Origin of the sequence: Streptomyces sp. NPDC046931, assembly GCF_040644655.1 — a bacterium.
GTDB lineage: Bacteria > Actinomycetota > Actinomycetes > Streptomycetales > Streptomycetaceae > Streptomyces.
The window spans coordinates 41,833-57,845 of sequence record NZ_JBEYWX010000038.1; the positions used below are offsets into that span (position 1 = coordinate 41,833).

A 16,013-nucleotide genomic window follows, 5' to 3' on the forward strand; every position below is an offset into this window, starting at 1 on the left:
AACCCGGCCGCTCTGCCCTTCATCGCCCAGCGGAGCAGGCATCGCAGCAGATGCTGGTTGTGGTGGGCATGCGGGGGAAAAGCCCTGGAAGTAGGGGCCGGCCGTCCGCAAGGCTGCCGCCATGGGTTCCCCGAACTTCACCGCGCCGCCGCCCGACCGCGAACCCCCCGCCGTCGATGCGTTCCTCTCTGCCGTCGACCACGCGATGAACAGCAACACTCTGCTGCTCACAGCCGAGTGCGACGTACCCGTCATAGCCGGGAACCGCCAGGACGTCCTGCACGCATTTCTGCGCAGTGACCTGTTCGAGCCGCTGATGCGTGCCGCCGACGCGCGCCGTAACTGGCACAACCTGTCGAACGAGTACGACAGTGAGCCCGTGGAGCATCCGCTCCTGCGCGAGGGCTTCCGCGCCACGGTCAGTCCCCTCGACCCTGCAGACTTCCTGGCACGGCTGCGCTGGATGCTCTGCGAGGCGTTCAGCCCCTACGGCCACCACTACCCGGCAGCGGACGCCGAGCAACTGGTGCACGGTTTCGCCCGGGAACTGCTTGGCCCAGACGGCCCGGCATGGTCCTTCGCCGCTGTCAGCCCCGATTTCCTGCGCTCCACCGGCTACTACAGTGGCGAGGAGCCGCAGCCGCAGGCGTACTTCGATGGCAGCGGCTCCGACACCGCCACGTTTGTCCACCGAGGCCGCACCTTCCACCTGCTGCTGACGAACGGCTCCCCTTGACAGGGCGGAGGGACAGGAGGGCTTGGGCGGTCGACGGCGAACCGGATTCGTGGACGGAAGCCACCTGCGGTAATCCGCTTGATGCGCAGTCGGGTGGACGTGGCAGGCTTGCGCGGTGATCGTCGACCTGGCTCCCAGTTATCTGACCTGGGACGACGTGGACCCCGCGCGTCATCCCTTCGACAGTGCTTCGGCGGCGCAGGTCGTGCGGTCGCTGGGGCCCGCACAGAGGGTGCCACGGCGCCCCGACCTGCCCCTCGCTGACCCGGCGATGAGCGCATGGAGCCGGGATACTGGTCAGCCCTGGGCCGACGCGATGTCGCACGCCCTCGCCGAGCACTACGGCCGCTGGACCGTGGGCTGGCGCTGGGCGCACGACGAAGGGGACTTCGACGGAGGACCCGTGGGGAACTGGTGCTGCCCCAGGGACTCGATCACCACCCCGGAGGAGACCCTTGCCCGGGTCGTCGCGGCGCTGTGCGAGTGGCGTGAGTGGCTGGAGAGCCTCGCCAGGTGGTTCGAGGCCTATCCGCTGGATCTGGCCGACATCGAGGATCAGCGAAGCCTGTGGGAACGCGCCGCCCGGAACCTGATCGGGCAGGTGATCGAGCGCACCGACTGCGGCAGCGGCTGGTACGGACACTGTCATCAAGTGCTCACCTGGTTCCTCAGCCGCTGGGCCATTCCGCCCGACCGCGCGGAGAAGCTGGTCAAGCAAGCCATCGGCGGTCGGTTCCGGAGCTGGACCGGGCCCGACCCGGAGCTGGTCGGCGACGTCGCGGAGCAGTTGGCCTTCTCTCTGCGGCCGGGCGACGCTGCACGATCCACCAAAACCGCGCCGGACCACCTGCGCCGCTGGCTCGCCGTGCGCGAGACCGTGCCGTGGCACGAAGCGCCCGACGGCGGCGGCGACGAACCGGTGACCCCCTCGCACGACGGCGCGGCAGAGGACATCCGAACCTTCGACCGCGCCATAGACCCCGCCCGTGCACAAGGACTGCTCGCCGCCCTGGAGCTGCTTCGGGCCGACGCGGCACGCGGCGCCTTGCTCGACTTCCAGCTGCTCCAGCGCTGGCAGCCCCACGTTCTGGGCACGCCGCAGCCCCCGCCGTTCCGCGACCAGCCGGCCTTTGCCAAGGGCGGCCGGGAACGCTACGGCATCAGCGCGGACACCCGCGCCCGCCTCGACGCCTGCCTGGCCCAGAGCGCACAGGACGCCGGAAGGCCCCTTCCCCTGACCGCCCGGGCCGCACGTGCCTATCTCGATGTCTGCTTCTTCCACCCCTTCGACGACGGCAACGCCCGCTCCGCCTTCCTCACCCTCGTCTTCGTCCTCGCCCGCGAGGGCGTCACGCTCGACGACGTCAGCCTGCTGCGCCGCGTCACCTTCCAGGCCGACGACCCCCAGGACGCACTGACCCTCACCCGTTACATCGACATCCATCTCAGGGACACCCGGAGCAACACGGCGTCCCTCGGCTCCCAGGGAGGGGGCGACGCATGACTGAGTGACTATTGGATGCTCCAGCGGTGTGGGTGGTGGGGCGCTTCGGGGCAGGCGAAGATGTTGAGTTCGCCCCAGCGGCCCACGGTGACCTGGGTGGGCCTGGCGGACTGGTATGTGGGCAGGTCCTGGTCTTCCAGTGGCTTCCAGCTGCCGCTGCCGCCGTCCCATTCCGTGCTGTCGATGGTCAGCAGCAGGTGCATCGGGATCGCACAGGTCGCGCAGTTCATGGGGGACGGGTCAGTGACGTGCCAGGAGGCGAAACCGCCCACGCGCCAGCCTGGCGGGATGGACAGGTCGTACTGATAGCCCACCACCGCTGCGGCATCGTCGCCCTCCGACTGCTCGGTCTCCTCCTCCAGGGCTTCTTCCCAGGCATCGATCCGTGCGCACAGATCCTCCGGGAGCAGGCCCGCGAAGGGGTAGGTGGTCACCTGCTCCGGGTGCAGCACGCACGGCTCAGGCACGTACCCTTCGTAGCCGACGACCTGCGGCTGTGGCGGTGAAGTCTGCACTTCGGTCACCTCCCACGACCGGCGCCAGCGCAGGTCGAGCAGCATGCCGTGGCCGCTCGGGCCGTGCGCGTCAAAAGGGCACCAGAAGACCTGGAGCAGATCGCAGTCGTCCGGCCCAGCCGGCAAGTCGGGTATGTCCCTTCGGTACAGCTGCGCAAGGCCGATCAGTGGCAGTGGATCGGTCGCAGCAGTCTCTCGAACGCGGTGTTCTTTGCCTAGTTCTTCCAGCAGCTGGCGCTCCTCGTCCGTGGGGCCCGGGTTCGGTTCACGGAGCCATGCAGCAGCCAGGATCTGCCGCTGCCGGTGGATGTCCGCCGAGCGTCGGCCACGCGCATGGCTGTGCGGTTCGGTGCACACCGGCCAGGGTTCGGTCGCCGGCCACAGCAGTGGACCACCCACGGAACTGACCGTCACCTCCGGTCGGCCCGGGCGCGGGTGGAGCCGGGTGGTGGTGCCCCGGTAGTTCGCCAGCTCCGGGAAGAGCGCCTCGACATCGAGCGGGCGCGGCGGTGTGGTCCTCGACATGTACGTGATCTTAGGAACCTCCAGCATGGCTGGTGCTGGTCGTGGCCTGCCCAGCCGGGGAAGGAGGAGGACTGGTACCGGAGGGACACCATCCCCGAACCGAAGAACCAGCGGGCCAACCGCCAAGCCCGCGGCAGCAAGGGCGGCCGACCTGTCGGCTTCGACAAGACGATCTACAAGCGAAGGAACGAAGTCGAGCGAACGATCAACGCGCTGAAGAACTCCCGGGCCGTGGCCACGAGATTCGACAAGCGCGGCTACATCTTCCACGGCACCGTCGCCGTCGCCTCGATCCGACTCTGGCTCTGGCTCTGATCTCCGCCGGATCTAGTCGCCGGTCGTGCCGTCGAGCATCTCGCGCAGGATGTCCAGGTGGCCGTTGTGGCGGGCCGTCTCCTCGGTGAGGTGAAGGAGGATCCAGCGCAGGTCGACGTGGAGGCCGTCGCGGACGGCTCGCTGGGCCTGCTTGTCCAGGCCGTGCCCGGCGACCAATTCGCGGTAGCGGGCACTCTGTTCAGCGTATTCATCGAGCAACTGCGTGAGCGGGAAGTCGACGGCGATACGCATCTCGCGGTCGGGGTCCTCCTCGGTCCAGGGGCCCTGGTCTTCCTCGCCGAGGAAGACCACTTGGAACCAGTAGTACTCGACCCAGCGGAGGTGGTTGATCACTCCGCTCATGGTCATCAGCGGGGAGTCCGGCAGGAGCGCCTTGCGTGCGTTCTCCGCGGAGACGCCATCGCACTTGGCGCGGGCGGTGTCACGTGCGTAGTCGAGAAACGTGGTGAGCTGGGTGCGCTCGTCCCACGCGGGCGGGGTGTCGTCGATTCTGCTCATCGCGCGAAGCGTCCCCGATCACCGCGACCGATGTCGAGGTATTTATCGACGGACCCAACCTGCTCCACCCCGCTCCTTGTCCGGCGGGACGCTACAGCGATTCAGCGCCAGTGGGCCGCCCCGGCATGATCCGCCGGACAGGCCCTAGCGGCCTGACCAGCGGCCGGGTCAGCGGCCGGGGCGGCAGGGCGCCGGCATCGCTGCGGGAGAGGATCAGGTCTCTCATCTCCGTGACTGGCCCGTGCCACCGCACCGCGGGCGCGGGCCTGGCGAGGGCGGCCGGGTAGTTGGGCGGCGTAGTCGGTGGCCAGCCGGTAGACGTGGAAGCCGCGCTCGCGCAGGGGGTGCGAGCCCGTCGTCGACGGCTTGGCCCTGCTTGGCCAGAAGCCGGGGGTGACCTCGATGAGCAGCTCGGCGTCATCACGCAGCGGGCGCAGGAGCGGGGCGGTCCACTGCCGCGGCTGAGGGCGCCCCGCTGACGAACCGCGCAGCGCCGTTCGTCGGCCCTGCATCACGGGAACATCTTCTGTGCGCGCGAGGGGGAGTGGATGGACGAGGGCACGGACCTGGCAGGCCGTTAACGGCTTAAGGAGTTACTCGGTCGCGGCGGCATGGGCCAGGTGTGGCGGGCGGAAGATCTGCAACTGAGGCGGCCGGTCGCGGTGAAGCTACTACGGATTGATCTGCCGTCAGATCCCGGACGGGCACGAGAAATACTGGTTCGGTTCCACCGCGAGGGCCGCGCTTATCGCATCACTGACGGTGGAGCGGCCGACGCCGTACAGCTCGGCCAGTGCAGCATGCGGCAGGTGCGTGCGCAGGTGGACCAGGGTGAGCACGACGCGGTCGGTGAAGACCACCAGCAGGTACGCGACCGGCTCCGGCCGGATCCAGCCGGGCAGGGTCTTCGACCTCACCCTGCCCCTGGACCAGGTCGCCGAGGGCTACCGGGCGATGGACGAGCGCCGCGCGGTCAAGGCCCTCCTGGAGCCCCGACCGCGCGGCCGCGGGGGATTACTGTCCGACCGGGTTGAGGTAGGTGCCCGGGTGGGTGGCGCCGTCCTGCTTCAGGATCTGGCCGCCGAACGGCCACTTCAGGGTGAAGTGCTTTGTCTCGTTCGGCGGGGTGACCAGGAACATCGCGGGGACAAACTTCTCCTTCTGCGGCGTGGACCTGGCAACGGGGAGCAGGTTGATGCTGAAGTCCGTCGTGTCCCCCCGCCTCAGGGTGATCTTCGTGGGCCTCTTGGAGGAGCGCACCAGGGACCAGGTGCCGTCGGTCCTCTGCGCGCCGACCATGTCGACACCGGCGAAGCCGGACAGGGTGCAGGTGCGGTCGCTCTTGTTGGTGAACCAGATGAACGCCTGCGTCTGCTTCCCGGTCCGCCCCATCTCCGGCTTCGCGTCGTCCCCGGTGGCGAAACCGGCCTTCAGGTCGGTGGTGTGGCAACGCGTCGGCGCGGCCTTGGCGATGGCGGCCGAGGCCGGGACGGCGGTGCCGGAGGCGACGATCGCCGCAAGGGCCACGGTGGTCAATTTGGTCTTCATGACGTGTTCGGTTCCCCTCGAATACGACTCGGTGCGCGAGGTCAGTGCGCACCCACGCACCTGTAGACGCTCGATGTCTGGCGGAGGTTCGTTGCGCCGGGCGACCTTTTCCGCCCCGTACGGTGGGGGCATGGCGCCGCCTCTGCCCGAGCTGCTGGCACATCTGGCCTGGGTTCGCGTCTGCCGGTTTCCATTCGGTGTCACGCCCATTCCATGCCGAGCTTCCGTAGCGCGGCCAGCTGCTCCACCGTGAGCTTGTACCATACGCCGAGCCAGAGCCGTGCACAGCCGGCAGACGAACCCCACAGCACCGACTACCGCGCCGGCGATCCGCCACAGCCCCACCGGATCACCAACCTCGGCGGCCACGCCACCCGGCAGGCGCCGGATCGTGAGACCTGCCGCGGGGACGGCACGGTCATGACTTCCATCCACCCGCGCAAGCGACCGTAGCGACGTCCCCCGCGGTCCGCAGCAGGACACGGGCCTGCAGCGGATCCGCGACACCCTGTCACCCGCGCCTGCCTCCCGGACGGTCGAGTCCGTCCCGCCCGCGCCCAGTGGTGGGAGGAGCTCGGGTCTGGTGACACATCACTCGATTCCGAGGGGGCCGATGCCCAGGTCCTCACGCATGAGGCGACGCATCTGCGCCATAGCCTTGCGTCGTTGCTCTATCAGAGGCGCGTCGTCGGCGGAGCCGACCGTCACTCCACGGGCATAGGCGTCGCGGATCGCGCGCAGGCGATGGAACGCCTCGTTCCCCGCCTCCACGACCTGCGGGGGGCCCACGAGCCAGAGGCGTTCGCTCGCCGTGTAGATGCCGGTGCCGCGCACGGCTTCCCGCACCGCCGCGTCACGTGCCGACTCGGACATGTGGTCGCCCAGCGCGACGGCCCGTATCTCCTCACCTGCGGCTTTGAGGGCGGAAACATACTCCGTGTAGACCTCGCGCCGTACTTCCAGAGCGTGCCTGGCTTCCTCCCGCCGCCACCGGTTGCGGTCGGCGATCAAAGTGGCTGCGATGCCGATGACGGCACCGGTCAGCGTGGAGAGCAGGGGCGTCCAGTCCATGTGTCGCAGCTTGTCGAAGCCGTTGCGCTGGCGCCAGTGGCTTTCGCTACACATGCCTGTGCCCCAGCACTTTCGGGAACGCGTCCGTACTGTAGTTCACGTTTCTCGCATGGAATTGGCGGACCGACGGGTCAATGCAGGGCAACCGCCTCGATGAGCGCGTTCGCCGCCGTCTCGATGCCTGCGGGCGTGGACCAGCGACCCAGCGTCAGCCTCAACGCCCCCAGCGCGTGCGCCGGTTCGAATCCCATGGCGGTCAGCACCGGCGACGGGGTGTGGGTGCCGCTGTGGCAGGCCGAACCCGTCGAGGCCGCGATGCCGTGCGCGGCGGCGAGGAGTTCGTGTCCGAGTGCGCCGTCGATGCGGACGTTCAGGGTGTTCGGCAGGCGCGCCTTCTCAGGGCCGTTGAGATGGACGCGGCCGGGCAGCGCCGCCCTCAGCCGCTGATGGAGGTCGTCGCGCAGGGTCGTAATCCGGTCCGGTGTGCCATCGTCGAGCTCATGGGCCGCGATACGGGCGGCGGTGCCGAGGGCGACCGCCAGGGCGACGTTCTCCGTGCCGGCCCGCAGCCCCTGCTCCTGCGGGCCGCCGTAGACCACTGGTTCCAGTCGCACGCCGTCACGCACGTAGAGAGCGGCCACGCCCTTCGGCGCGTACATCTTGTGCCCCACGACGGTGAGGAGGTCCACGCCCAGCTCGCCGACATCGAGCGGGATCTTCCCCGCCGCCTGGGCCGCGTCGCAGTGGAAGAGAGCCCCGCGTTCGTGCGCGAGGGTGGCGAGTTCGGTGACCGGCTGGAGGGCGCCCGTCTCGTTGTTGGCGGCCATGACCGACACCAGCACCGTCGCCTCGGTGAGCGCGGAGGCCAGCGCGGCCGGGTCGACCTGCCCGTCGCCGTCGACCGGAAGCACGGTAACGCGCGCTCCGTGCAGGCGCTCCAGGGACCGGCAGCTCTCCAGCACGGCCGGGTGCTCAGTGGCCTGCGTGATCACATGTGGCCGTGAGCGCCCGGAGGCCAGCACCGCGCCGCGCAGTGCGAGCAGGTCGGCCTCCGAACCGGAGCCGGTGAAAATCATCTCGCCGGTGCGGGCCCCGATGAGGGCGGCGACCTGGGCCCGGGCCTCACCCAGCGCGCGCCGGGGCTCGGCGCCGCAGGGGTGGCTGCTGGAGGGGTTGCCGAAGAAGCCGGTCAAGTACGGGATCGTCGCCTCGACGACCCGTGGGTCGACGGGCGTGGTGGCGTTGTAGTCCAGGTAGACGGGGCCGTCCGGCGGCCCGGGGAACGGCGGCAGCTCGCCGGCGGCGTCGCCTCGGCCGGTCATGTCCGCTCCGCCGTGTGGCCGGGCATCTCGGCCGGGCGCCGATCGAGCATGCTCTCGTCGAGACGGACCACACGTGTGCTGGTGCCCTCCACCGTCATCCTCCGCAGATCTATCGAACAACGTAGCCGAGAGCGGCGCACTGCGGCCGCGGCTCGCTCACACCATTACGGATCTTGGAGGCCTGCTCGTGGATTTCCCTGCGCCGGGACAGGAGGATGTCCCGCCCCGGCGAGGCGGGCCCCATCCGTCCACGGTCGGCTCGACGGCGCAGCTGCTGCGCCTGGGCGGCGAGCCTGTGCGCCGTCAGATCTTGCTCACCTGCCCCCACGCCCCGGACCAGTCCGTGGGCGTCATGACCGCCGCACCCGGAACGGGCTCCGAGGCGGGCCTGCGCTTCCTCGCCTCCTGGGCCACCGTGCCCGAGGCCCGGGCCGTTCCTCGGAGCCGGGGGCCGAGGCCGCGCCCTTGAGGACGCGGGCGCGGTACACCCCGACCGGCCCGCACATCACCCTGGTACTGCCCTGGTCCCTTCGGACACAGGCAAGGAGCAACCGATGAGCACCTGGACGGCGAACGAACCCGGCCGACGCTCTCAAAGGTCGCGAACCGCCTGGAGCGACGCACATGTCGGTCGTGCCGGCCTGGCTGGTGCAGCGCTCACCTAGGCGAGGATGTGGCCGCACTGGACAGCATCGGCCGCTGTCCAACACACAGGTCACAACCTGGAAGATGCCTGCGGTGCGGAGGCCGGCCAGGTAGATGATGGCGATCCTTTTGTAGCGGGCGGCGATGCTTCCACGCCTTCCAACGAAGGGCCGGCGGCCCTGCCGCCGCGGCTGCCGGTGCGCGCGCCTGGTCAGCCGGAACGGGAATACATGTCCGGTGGCTGCGAGGCGGACTCATGCACGTTATTTGTACGCGAGACGTGCGCTAGGGGTGCGGTGATGTCGTAGCCATCGGTGTGCGTACGCACAGCACCAGCGGTGCCTTTAGTCCCGACCGCCTTGGGGGCATTGCGGGGCAGAGAGCAGTTCTCGGCGTACAGGGTTGCCGTGACAGTGGCCAGGGCGTCGAGCCGGCCTTGGAGTTCGCGCGCTCGCTCGCGGGCCTGGGTCGGGTCTGTCAAACCGCCCGGGGGCCTGGTCGCGCCCGCTTCCGCCACTACGAGGCCCGGTCCGGAATGCCATTGCTCCATGACCACCTGGTGCTGTCGGTGAAGGCGCAGCGCCCAGGCGGGAAGTGGGGTTCGGTCCACTCGGAGGACCTGTTCGAGAACACCGTCGCCGCGTCCGCGCTCTGCAACGAGATCGGGATGGCTGAGGTGTGCGAGGCGCTGGGGCTGGCCTCCGAGCCGCGCACCGGCACCGCCGGACGCCGCCCGGTGATGGAGATCGCCGGGGTGCCGCACGAGCTGATCCGCTGGACCTCACGGCGCAGCGACCAGATAGCCGCCTGCCGGACAGACCTGGAGCACGAGTACGTCACCGCCGTCGACGACGACGGCAACCCGAAGTTCGCGCCCGAGGTCTCCGAGCAGGCCCGCGCCAAGCTGAACCGGATCGCGGCGAAGATGACCCGCCCGCCCAAGCAGCAGACCCGGCCACTGGCGCAGCTGCGCGCATGGTGGAAGTACTTCCCGCCTGCGGTGAAGACGACGCGAGCGAGGTGTAGCGAGGCGCCGAAGGAGCGCCTCCTCGTTATGTAATGGTTATGTGTAGAACCTGTATAGGCCCGTAGGGTGATCGTCTTCAGTCGTCGTGGCTGCGCCTGGTAGCCGAGCTTGAACAGAGGGACGCAGCAGATGTCTGACAGGGGATCGAGACCGGCCGACCAGCCAACTCCCTCCGCACACACGGAATCCCAGTTGGAAAAGGACACCGAGGCCGAACGTGAAGCGCTCAAGCGGCGGCACGTCGCAGCGGTCCTCGGGGCGGCGGCCCTCGCGCTTGCCACCATCGTCACCGTCCTGGTGACTGGCAACAATGAACAGGTGTCAGCACAATCCGGTACCGCATCCGCACCACCGTCAGACAGTGCGAAGGACGGCAGGTCCGCCGAGCCCCGAGCCGAAGAGAGCACGAAGGACCCTACCTCCGGACCGCCCTACATATCCGTCCCTGAGTTCAGCTCCATAGCCGCACGCGACGTGGCCTTCGTCGGCGACGTAGGCCAATTCACTGCGTGGCCCGGCGCCACCGAGTACGAAGCCATGTCGTCCTCCGACGGCGGATATGACATCTCGGACTTCCGCAAGGCCGTGATCAGGGACGCGGAAGCTGTCTGCAACGCGCTCATCGGCGGGACCGACATGAACGATGTCCCAGACGCAGTAGGGCTGCCGCTCACCGACTCGATCGACCAGGCCGCATTCATCGTGGAGGCGGTCACCTTCTACTGCCCGGATCAGATCTCCGCAGTGACCGACGACGTGTACAGCGAGCCGGTGGCGACCAAACAGAACGAAGACTGCCCGGCCGTCTCCACCCTGAAGGCGACAGCCACGATCGAGCAGCCAGACACCGATGACGACCCCACCTCAGCCACCTACTCAGTGAAGGTCCGCAACACATCGTCCTACGACGTACGCGTCCAGCTCCAGCAGCGCTGGTTCGCCGACGGGAAGGTGCCCGAGACACAGCTCGCCTCCGAGTGGGTACCGGAGTGGGAGTTCTTCGGCGAGACGGGAGAGGACCAGTATTTCACCATCGAGGCGGGCGAGACCTTCACTTACGAAGGTGAGCAGAACGGTGTCTACTACTGGAACCGCACCGAAGTCCGCGTCGCCCCTGAGGAGTTTGTGTTCCTCGGATGCGGCTACCAGCCCGGCCCCGGTGCCACCACCGAGGAATAGCAGCGCCAGTCCCCCTCCTGCGGCATGTGGACGCTGGTTCCGCGATGAACGAGATCGAACGCGGGCGGCGCGGGCGGCAGGTCCTCGGACATCGTGAACTCGAACGACCGCGTACGGCCGCACTGCGGACAGACACCCTCGTACACGCTGACCAAGCCCTCGTCCTCAGTGGTCCCGTGCGGGGAGCCGTGCGAGGTTGGTGTCGTGCATGATGCGGTCGACGGTGTCCGCCAGGAGGTTGTCGGCGTCGACCACGGCCTCGATGCTTTCGGGCAGAAGATCGAGCGGCCGGTGCCACTCGCGCAGCTGGTGCTCGCCGACCTCGTCTGCGATGGGTTTGGTCGCGCGCCTGGCGAGGGTCAGGCGACCATCCCGTGGGTCTCACCAAGGTCTGGTGTACCACGACCGCCGCGGCGGCAGTCACACCGTCCGGCATAGGCCGACGCCTCGCCGAATCGCTGGCGTATCGCTCAGCGGAGCCTGAGTCCGTCGACGCACAGTCGTCTCCTGCACCAGCGGAGACCCCCGGATCACCCACGAGCTGCTGAACGGCATACAGCCCGGCGACCTGCTGCGCGTCACCGGCACCTTGGTCCAGCCGCAGTCACCCGGCGAGAGCGCCCGGCTCACCGTCGACGCCCTGGAGGTCCTGGACACCGGGCTGATCCCGGTCCTGCGCGACATGGTGCTCGACAGGTACGGCGACCACGTCGTCATCTTCGACGCCGACCACGACAAGGTCCCCGTCTTCACCGCGAGCGGGCAGTGGGTCGGCAGGGCGGACAGTCCCGACGCCATCACCACCCTGATCGACATCCACGAGCGTGTGAACGGCGGTGACACCTGATGGCCGCCGCCCAGTCCTCTCGCACCGTCCTGGAGCGCTTCCCCGCCGGAAGCCGCGGCTCCTGGCCGGCCGAAGAGTACGCCGCCGCCCAACGCGCCCAAGGCACGGACACTCAGGTCGTGATGAACCTGCGCACCGATCAGTTCCTTGTGGTCACCGACACCACCACTCAGTAAGTCCTACCCCGCAGCGCCGCGCCCGACCTTCCCGGCCGGGCGCGGCGCTCCGCGCCTTCCCACCCCTCACCCGAGCAGGAGACCCCCTTTCACCCGATCCGCCTGTTCTCGTTCGGCTACCTGCACCTGCCCACAGGCGTGGACGGCTGCCCCGTCCCGCCCGCCGCCGACCGCATCGAGGACGTCCGCGACCGGCTCCGCGCCCCGGCCGCCGCCCGCGACATCCTCGACCTGGACGGCCTCAACCCCCGAGTCCAGGACATCGTCCTGAACACCCCCGGCGCCCGCGAACTCATCGCCAGCCTCGCCGACTACGCCGACCTCCCCGCTGGCCCCCGCCGCATCGCGATCGCATGCGCAGGCGGCAAGCACCGAGCAGCCGGCCTCACCGAACTCCTTGCCCGCGCACTCCGCGACCGCGGCCGCCAGGTCGAAGTCGAACACCTTCATGTCCACCTGCCGCGCGTGCTGAAAACGCCCGCCACCAGCTCCGAGCAGGAGACCACCCGATGAAGCGTCTCTTCCGCCGCTGCGGCCACGCGCCCGGCACCCTCACCCCCGAGGACCAGGCCGCCGTCGACCAGTTCCGCGCGCTGCTCGCCGCACTGCGCGACATGGCGGCCTGGACGCCCGGCCTCTACAAGGGCGGCAACGCGTGCACCGGGCCGCGGAGCCTTCTTCGACCGGGAGCGGCGCCTGTCAATGCAATTGCTTGAATGCCTGGTCGGCATCGGCTACGGCCTCGGGGTGGACGTCGTGGGCGGTTCGACCGTCGGCGATCTTCTGCCAGTTGGTCCGGGCGAGCACCCGTTGGACCGCGAGTACCTGGGCGGCTTGCAGGCGTGCCTGGATGCCTTTGCCGAGGGCGTCCGCCAGTGCCTCCTCATCCTCGAGCTGGTACTGCGTGAGCCGTCCCGCCAGGCTCGGTGTGGTGAACACCAGCCGATGGAACGCCACCACCTCGGGATGATCGTTGAGGCCAGTGACGGGGTCGTACCGATCGAGGCCGGCCCGGAAGTGCCGGTGCAGCGCCGTCACCGGCTTGATGCCGGACCTGCGGTCAAGTACGACGCGTGCCGCCTCGCCCTGGTGGTCCGCAAATCGGTGCAGCACCAGGTCTTCCTTGGTTGGGAAGTATCGGAAGAGAGTCGGCTTGGAGATCTCGGCTGCTGCAGCGATGTCGTTGACCGAGACGCGGTCGAAGCCACGCTCCAGGAACAGTGAGACGGCCGCGTCGCCGATGGCGTCGCGCGTCCGCTCCTTCTTGCGGGCCCGTAGTCCCGTCGGCTCGCTCATCTCACCACCGTAACATTCGTTACCGGGTTGCTTTTTTAACCGAGTAGCGCTTCTGTGGATGGCGTGAATCAGACAGACATTCCTCCCGTGCTCGTGACTGGGGCGACGGGCCGGGTCGGCCGCGTCGTCATCGACCAACTCCTCGACGCGGGCGTGCCCGTCCGCGCCCTCACCCATCGCTCCGAGGCGGTGGCAACGCTGCCAGCGAAGGTCGAGGTCTTCACCGGCGACCTCACCGTGCCCGAGTCACTCGACCCGGCATTGAATGGCGCCGGTGCGGTCTTCCTCGTCTGGACCGCACCGCCTCGGACCGCCGCGGCAGTCGTCGAGCGGCTGGCATACCACGTGCGGCGGGTCGTCTTCCTCTCCTCCCCGCACCAGACGCCGCACCCCTTCTTCCAGCAACCCAATCCCATGGCGGTGCTGCACGCCGACATCGAGCGGCTCATCGCGGCCAGCGGACTCGAGTCGACGATCATCCGGCCGGGGATGCTCGCGTCGAACTCGCTGGCCTGGTGGGCGCCCGCGATCCGGGCCGGCGAGGTCGTCCGGTGGCCGTACGGCGCTGCCGAGACGGCACCGGTCGACGACCGCGACGTCGCAGCCGTCGCGGCGCGGACGCTCTATCAGGACGGATACGCCGGAGGCGACTACGTCCTTACGGGCCCCGAATCCCTGACCCAAGCCGCGCAGGTGGACGTCATCGGTGACGCCCTGGAACGCCGCATCGCATTCGAGGAGATGACGCCAGACGAGTTCCGAAGCCTGTCGGAGGCTACGGCGCCCAGCTCGGTCATCGACATGCTGCTCGCCGCGTGGAGCGCAGCGGTCGGACAGCCCGCGTACATCACCACTGCGGTGGCCGACATCCTCGGGACGGCGCCGCGAACGTTTCGCCAGTGGGCCGCCGACCACGCCAACGCGTTCACGGAGGGTTCGTAACCTCGTCGGCCGCGACCTGCGCCCCCGGCCGCAGCCCTCAGGCCGCCGTCGCCCCGTCCCCGGGATGTGCCAGGCGCATGAGGCTCAGGCGGCCCGAGGCATCCGGCCCGGGGCATCGTGCGTATCGACAGGGCGCACAGCCTGCGGTCCAAGTGCGCGACTCCGAGTGGCGCCTGCTGACCCGACTGAATAGTGCAGGGTTGGAACACCGCCTCTTCACCAGTCCGCCCAACGAGCCCGGCGCCATCACGATCACCGCCATGCGGCACCCCACCGCCCCACCGGCTGCCACCGGCATCCCCAACCCTGACCACGACGGGGGATCCGCGACCTGGGCGGCCTGACAGACGACACCGACCACGACAAAGGCCCGTACGCTCCGCGGGCACTTCCGCGGAGCGTACGGGCCTTTTGGCTGTTCAGGGTCACGGCAAGGTCGTCGAAGCACAGTGCCTGCTCGACATCATGGGATACGTGGCTTCGTTCACTTCAAGCAGCAGCGTTTGTCCATCCGTTTGGGTGGCGGTGGGCGGTCGGCGGGGCCGTGGATGGATGTTCACGAGAACCGACAGCACTTGCAGTCGAGTTTGGGCGGCACTCGAGGCTGTTCAGAAATCGAACAGTTCATGTCGTCGGGCACCGCGGACCCCTGCCGGGTTGGCAGGGGTCCGCGGCAAACAGCAGAGGAGCACCGGGACCTGTCCCCGACGAAGGGCATCCTGGCCAGCTCGGCTTATCGTCTGCTGGTGGCCTGGCAGCTCGGCTTCACCTCAGGTGCCGGGCGAAGAACCGGGCCCCGGCGTCGAGTTCGTACTGTGGGACGCCGGTGTGCCCGCCCATGTTGGCGTGCAGGGTCTTCTCCATGGAGCCGAAGGCGTCGAACAGGTCCAGGGCCGCCTGCCGGTCGTTCCCCTCGTCGTCCCACTGCAACAGGACCTGCAACGGAACGGTGACCTCGCGGGCCTCCTCGAACATGGCGGCGGGCACGAAGCTCCCGGCGAAGAGGCCGGCGGCCGTGATGCGCGGCTCGACCGCCGCCAGCCGGACGCCGATGGAGATGATGCCCCCCTCATACCCGACCGAGCCGCCGATCTCGGGCAGTGCAAGGAGGGCGTCCAGGGTGGTCCGCCACTCCGGGACGGCCTTCTCGACCAGCGGGAGGATGAGGGCGTCGACGATCTCGCCGCTGACCGGCTCGCCAGCCCCGATCACCCGGCGCAGGTCGGCGCGGGCCTGGTCGAGGACGGCCAGACGGGGCCGGTCACCACTCCCGGGGAGCTCGATGGTGGCCACGGCGAAGCCGTACTCCGCCGCGTAGTACCGGGCCCGCCCCGCGAGCCTGGGGTACGCCTTGCCCAGTCCGATCGGCGGCGGGCTGATCAGGATCAGCGGCGTCGGTGCGGACTCGGACTCGGGCGTCCACAGGAAGCCGGGGATCTCGCCGAGGGTGAATCCGCGCTCGAGGACACCGTCGTCGAAGCACTGCTCAGAAGTGAAGTGCATGGTCGTGCCTTTCGGGAGTGCTCTGGAACGGCACTCCCGGACGACCTATCGCCCGACCGTGATTCTGGAGGGGAGCACCCATGTCGATACTGCGTTCACGGGTACCACCTCCTCGTTCTCTCGCACGGCCTCCGGAAACGTAGCAGTGATCTTCGTGGTCCGCCAAACGGTTTCTTGCACAGGGCTCCGTGGGGGGATGCCGCGAAGCCGGGACAGAACTCCTTGGGATCTCATCGCGGCTTCCCGAGTTGACATCCTCCCCGCCCTAAAGGACGGGGATTCCTGGCTCACGTTGGCTGGGGACCAGCGGTCCGCCAGCTCTTACACGATCAGCACCAGCCGG

At 68.9% G+C, this 16,013-nt stretch carries 17 protein-coding genes and 3 pseudogenes; 12 read left to right on the forward strand and 8 right to left on the reverse strand.

Features of this window, described 5'->3' with window-relative positions; all coding sequences use genetic code 11:
* Window positions 1–121: 121 nt before the first annotated feature.
* Window positions 122–736 carry a hypothetical protein gene (locus ABZ876_RS36855; RefSeq protein ID WP_361790032.1) on the forward strand — a complete coding sequence of 205 codons (615 nt, stop codon included), beginning with the start codon at window positions 122–124 and terminating at the stop codon, window positions 734–736.
* A 115-nt stretch (window positions 737–851) separates the two neighbouring features.
* Window positions 852–2,240: a Fic family protein gene (locus ABZ876_RS36860; RefSeq protein WP_361790035.1), complete on the forward strand. Its 1,389-nt coding sequence runs from the start codon at window positions 852–854 to the stop codon at window positions 2,238–2,240.
* Window positions 2,241–2,248: 8 nt separating this feature from the next.
* On the opposite strand, the gene ABZ876_RS36865 is transcribed toward ABZ876_RS36860, so the two are convergent.
* Window positions 2,249–3,280, reverse strand: coding sequence for a hypothetical protein (locus tag ABZ876_RS36865; RefSeq protein WP_361790038.1), 1,032 nt, complete (start codon window positions 3,278–3,280; stop codon window positions 2,249–2,251).
* A gap of 87 nt (window positions 3,281–3,367) precedes the next feature.
* Between ABZ876_RS36865 and ABZ876_RS36870 the strand changes: the two are divergent.
* Window positions 3,368–3,595 (forward strand): annotated as a pseudogene (locus ABZ876_RS36870) (IS5/IS1182 family transposase); the annotation flags it as partial.
* Between the two features lie 12 nt (window positions 3,596–3,607).
* Here the strand turns inward: ABZ876_RS36870 and ABZ876_RS36875 are convergent.
* On the reverse strand, window positions 3,608–4,114 hold the full coding sequence (locus ABZ876_RS36875; protein ID WP_361790041.1) for a DinB family protein: 507 nt from the start codon (window positions 4,112–4,114) through the stop codon (window positions 3,608–3,610).
* A gap of 746 nt (window positions 4,115–4,860) precedes the next feature.
* Window positions 4,861–4,974 (reverse strand): annotated as a pseudogene (locus ABZ876_RS36880) (transposase family protein); the annotation flags it as partial.
* A gap of 19 nt (window positions 4,975–4,993) precedes the next feature.
* Between ABZ876_RS36880 and ABZ876_RS36885 the strand changes: the two are divergent.
* Window positions 4,994–5,107 (forward strand): annotated as a pseudogene (locus ABZ876_RS36885) (IMP dehydrogenase); the annotation flags it as partial.
* 21 nt (window positions 5,108–5,128) lie between these two features.
* On the opposite strand, the gene ABZ876_RS36890 reads toward ABZ876_RS36885, so the two are convergent.
* The 3 genes from ABZ876_RS36890 to ABZ876_RS36900 all read right to left on the reverse strand — a co-directional run bounded on the left by ABZ876_RS36890 (window position 5,129) and on the right by ABZ876_RS36900 (window position 8,055).
* Window positions 5,129–5,662, reverse strand: a complete 534-nt coding sequence (locus ABZ876_RS36890) for a DUF4232 domain-containing protein (protein ID WP_361790044.1) — start codon at window positions 5,660–5,662, stop codon at window positions 5,129–5,131.
* 591 nt (window positions 5,663–6,253) lie between these two features.
* Entirely contained in the window at window positions 6,254–6,787 is a 534-nt protein-coding gene (locus tag ABZ876_RS36895; protein ID WP_361790047.1) for a hypothetical protein, read from the reverse strand.
* Between the two features lie 77 nt (window positions 6,788–6,864).
* Complete coding sequence (locus tag ABZ876_RS36900) at window positions 6,865–8,055, reverse strand: cysteine desulfurase family protein (protein WP_361790050.1); 1,191 nt, start codon at window positions 8,053–8,055, stop codon at window positions 6,865–6,867.
* 961 nt (window positions 8,056–9,016) lie between these two features.
* Between ABZ876_RS36900 and ABZ876_RS36905 the strand changes: the two genes are divergently transcribed.
* From ABZ876_RS36905 to ABZ876_RS36930, 6 genes are all read left to right on the forward strand, one after another.
* Window positions 9,017–9,760, forward strand: coding sequence for a relaxase domain-containing protein (locus ABZ876_RS36905; protein ID WP_361790053.1), 744 nt, complete (start codon window positions 9,017–9,019; stop codon window positions 9,758–9,760).
* Between the two features lie 75 nt (window positions 9,761–9,835).
* Window positions 9,836–10,906 (forward strand): DUF732 domain-containing protein, encoded by a 1,071-nt coding sequence (locus tag ABZ876_RS36910; protein WP_361790056.1) that lies wholly within the window; start codon window positions 9,836–9,838, stop codon window positions 10,904–10,906.
* A gap of 589 nt (window positions 10,907–11,495) precedes the next feature.
* On the forward strand, window positions 11,496–11,753 hold the full coding sequence (locus ABZ876_RS36915; RefSeq protein WP_361790059.1) for a hypothetical protein: 258 nt from the start codon (window positions 11,496–11,498) through the stop codon (window positions 11,751–11,753).
* Complete coding sequence (locus ABZ876_RS36920) at window positions 11,753–11,929, forward strand: hypothetical protein (protein WP_361790062.1); 177 nt, start codon at window positions 11,753–11,755, stop codon at window positions 11,927–11,929. The genes ABZ876_RS36915 and ABZ876_RS36920 overlap by 1 nt, the downstream gene beginning before the upstream one ends.
* Window positions 11,930–12,067: 138 nt before the next feature.
* Complete coding sequence (locus ABZ876_RS36925; RefSeq protein ID WP_361790065.1) at window positions 12,068–12,442, forward strand: RNase adapter RapZ; 375 nt, start codon at window positions 12,068–12,070, stop codon at window positions 12,440–12,442.
* Window positions 12,439–12,645 carry a hypothetical protein gene (locus ABZ876_RS36930; RefSeq protein WP_361790068.1) on the forward strand — a complete coding sequence of 69 codons (207 nt, stop codon included), beginning with the start codon at window positions 12,439–12,441 and terminating at the stop codon, window positions 12,643–12,645. Before ABZ876_RS36925 ends, ABZ876_RS36930 begins: the two co-directional genes overlap by 4 nt.
* On the opposite strand, the gene ABZ876_RS36935 is transcribed toward ABZ876_RS36930, so the two are convergent.
* Complete coding sequence (locus ABZ876_RS36935; RefSeq protein WP_361790071.1) at window positions 12,629–13,225, reverse strand: TetR family transcriptional regulator; 597 nt, start codon at window positions 13,223–13,225, stop codon at window positions 12,629–12,631. The two genes, ABZ876_RS36930 and ABZ876_RS36935, sit on opposite strands and share 17 nt — an antisense overlap.
* Before the next feature lie 87 nt (window positions 13,226–13,312).
* Here ABZ876_RS36935 and ABZ876_RS36940 point away from each other — a divergent pair, with 87 nt between their 5' ends.
* Both ABZ876_RS36940 and ABZ876_RS36945 read left to right on the forward strand, forming a co-directional pair.
* Window positions 13,313–14,167 carry an NAD(P)H-binding protein gene (locus tag ABZ876_RS36940; protein WP_361790074.1) on the forward strand — a complete coding sequence of 285 codons (855 nt, stop codon included), beginning with the start codon at window positions 13,313–13,315 and terminating at the stop codon, window positions 14,165–14,167.
* Between the two features lie 200 nt (window positions 14,168–14,367).
* A complete protein-coding gene (locus tag ABZ876_RS36945) occupies window positions 14,368–14,511 on the forward strand; it encodes a hypothetical protein (RefSeq protein WP_361790077.1) in 144 nt (47 codons plus the stop codon).
* 421 nt (window positions 14,512–14,932) lie between these two features.
* On the opposite strand, the gene ABZ876_RS36950 is transcribed toward ABZ876_RS36945, so the two are convergent.
* Window positions 14,933–15,670 carry an alpha/beta hydrolase gene (locus tag ABZ876_RS36950; protein ID WP_361790080.1) on the reverse strand — a complete coding sequence of 246 codons (738 nt, stop codon included), beginning with the start codon at window positions 15,668–15,670 and terminating at the stop codon, window positions 14,933–14,935.
* Window positions 15,671–16,013: the final 343 nt, after the last annotated feature.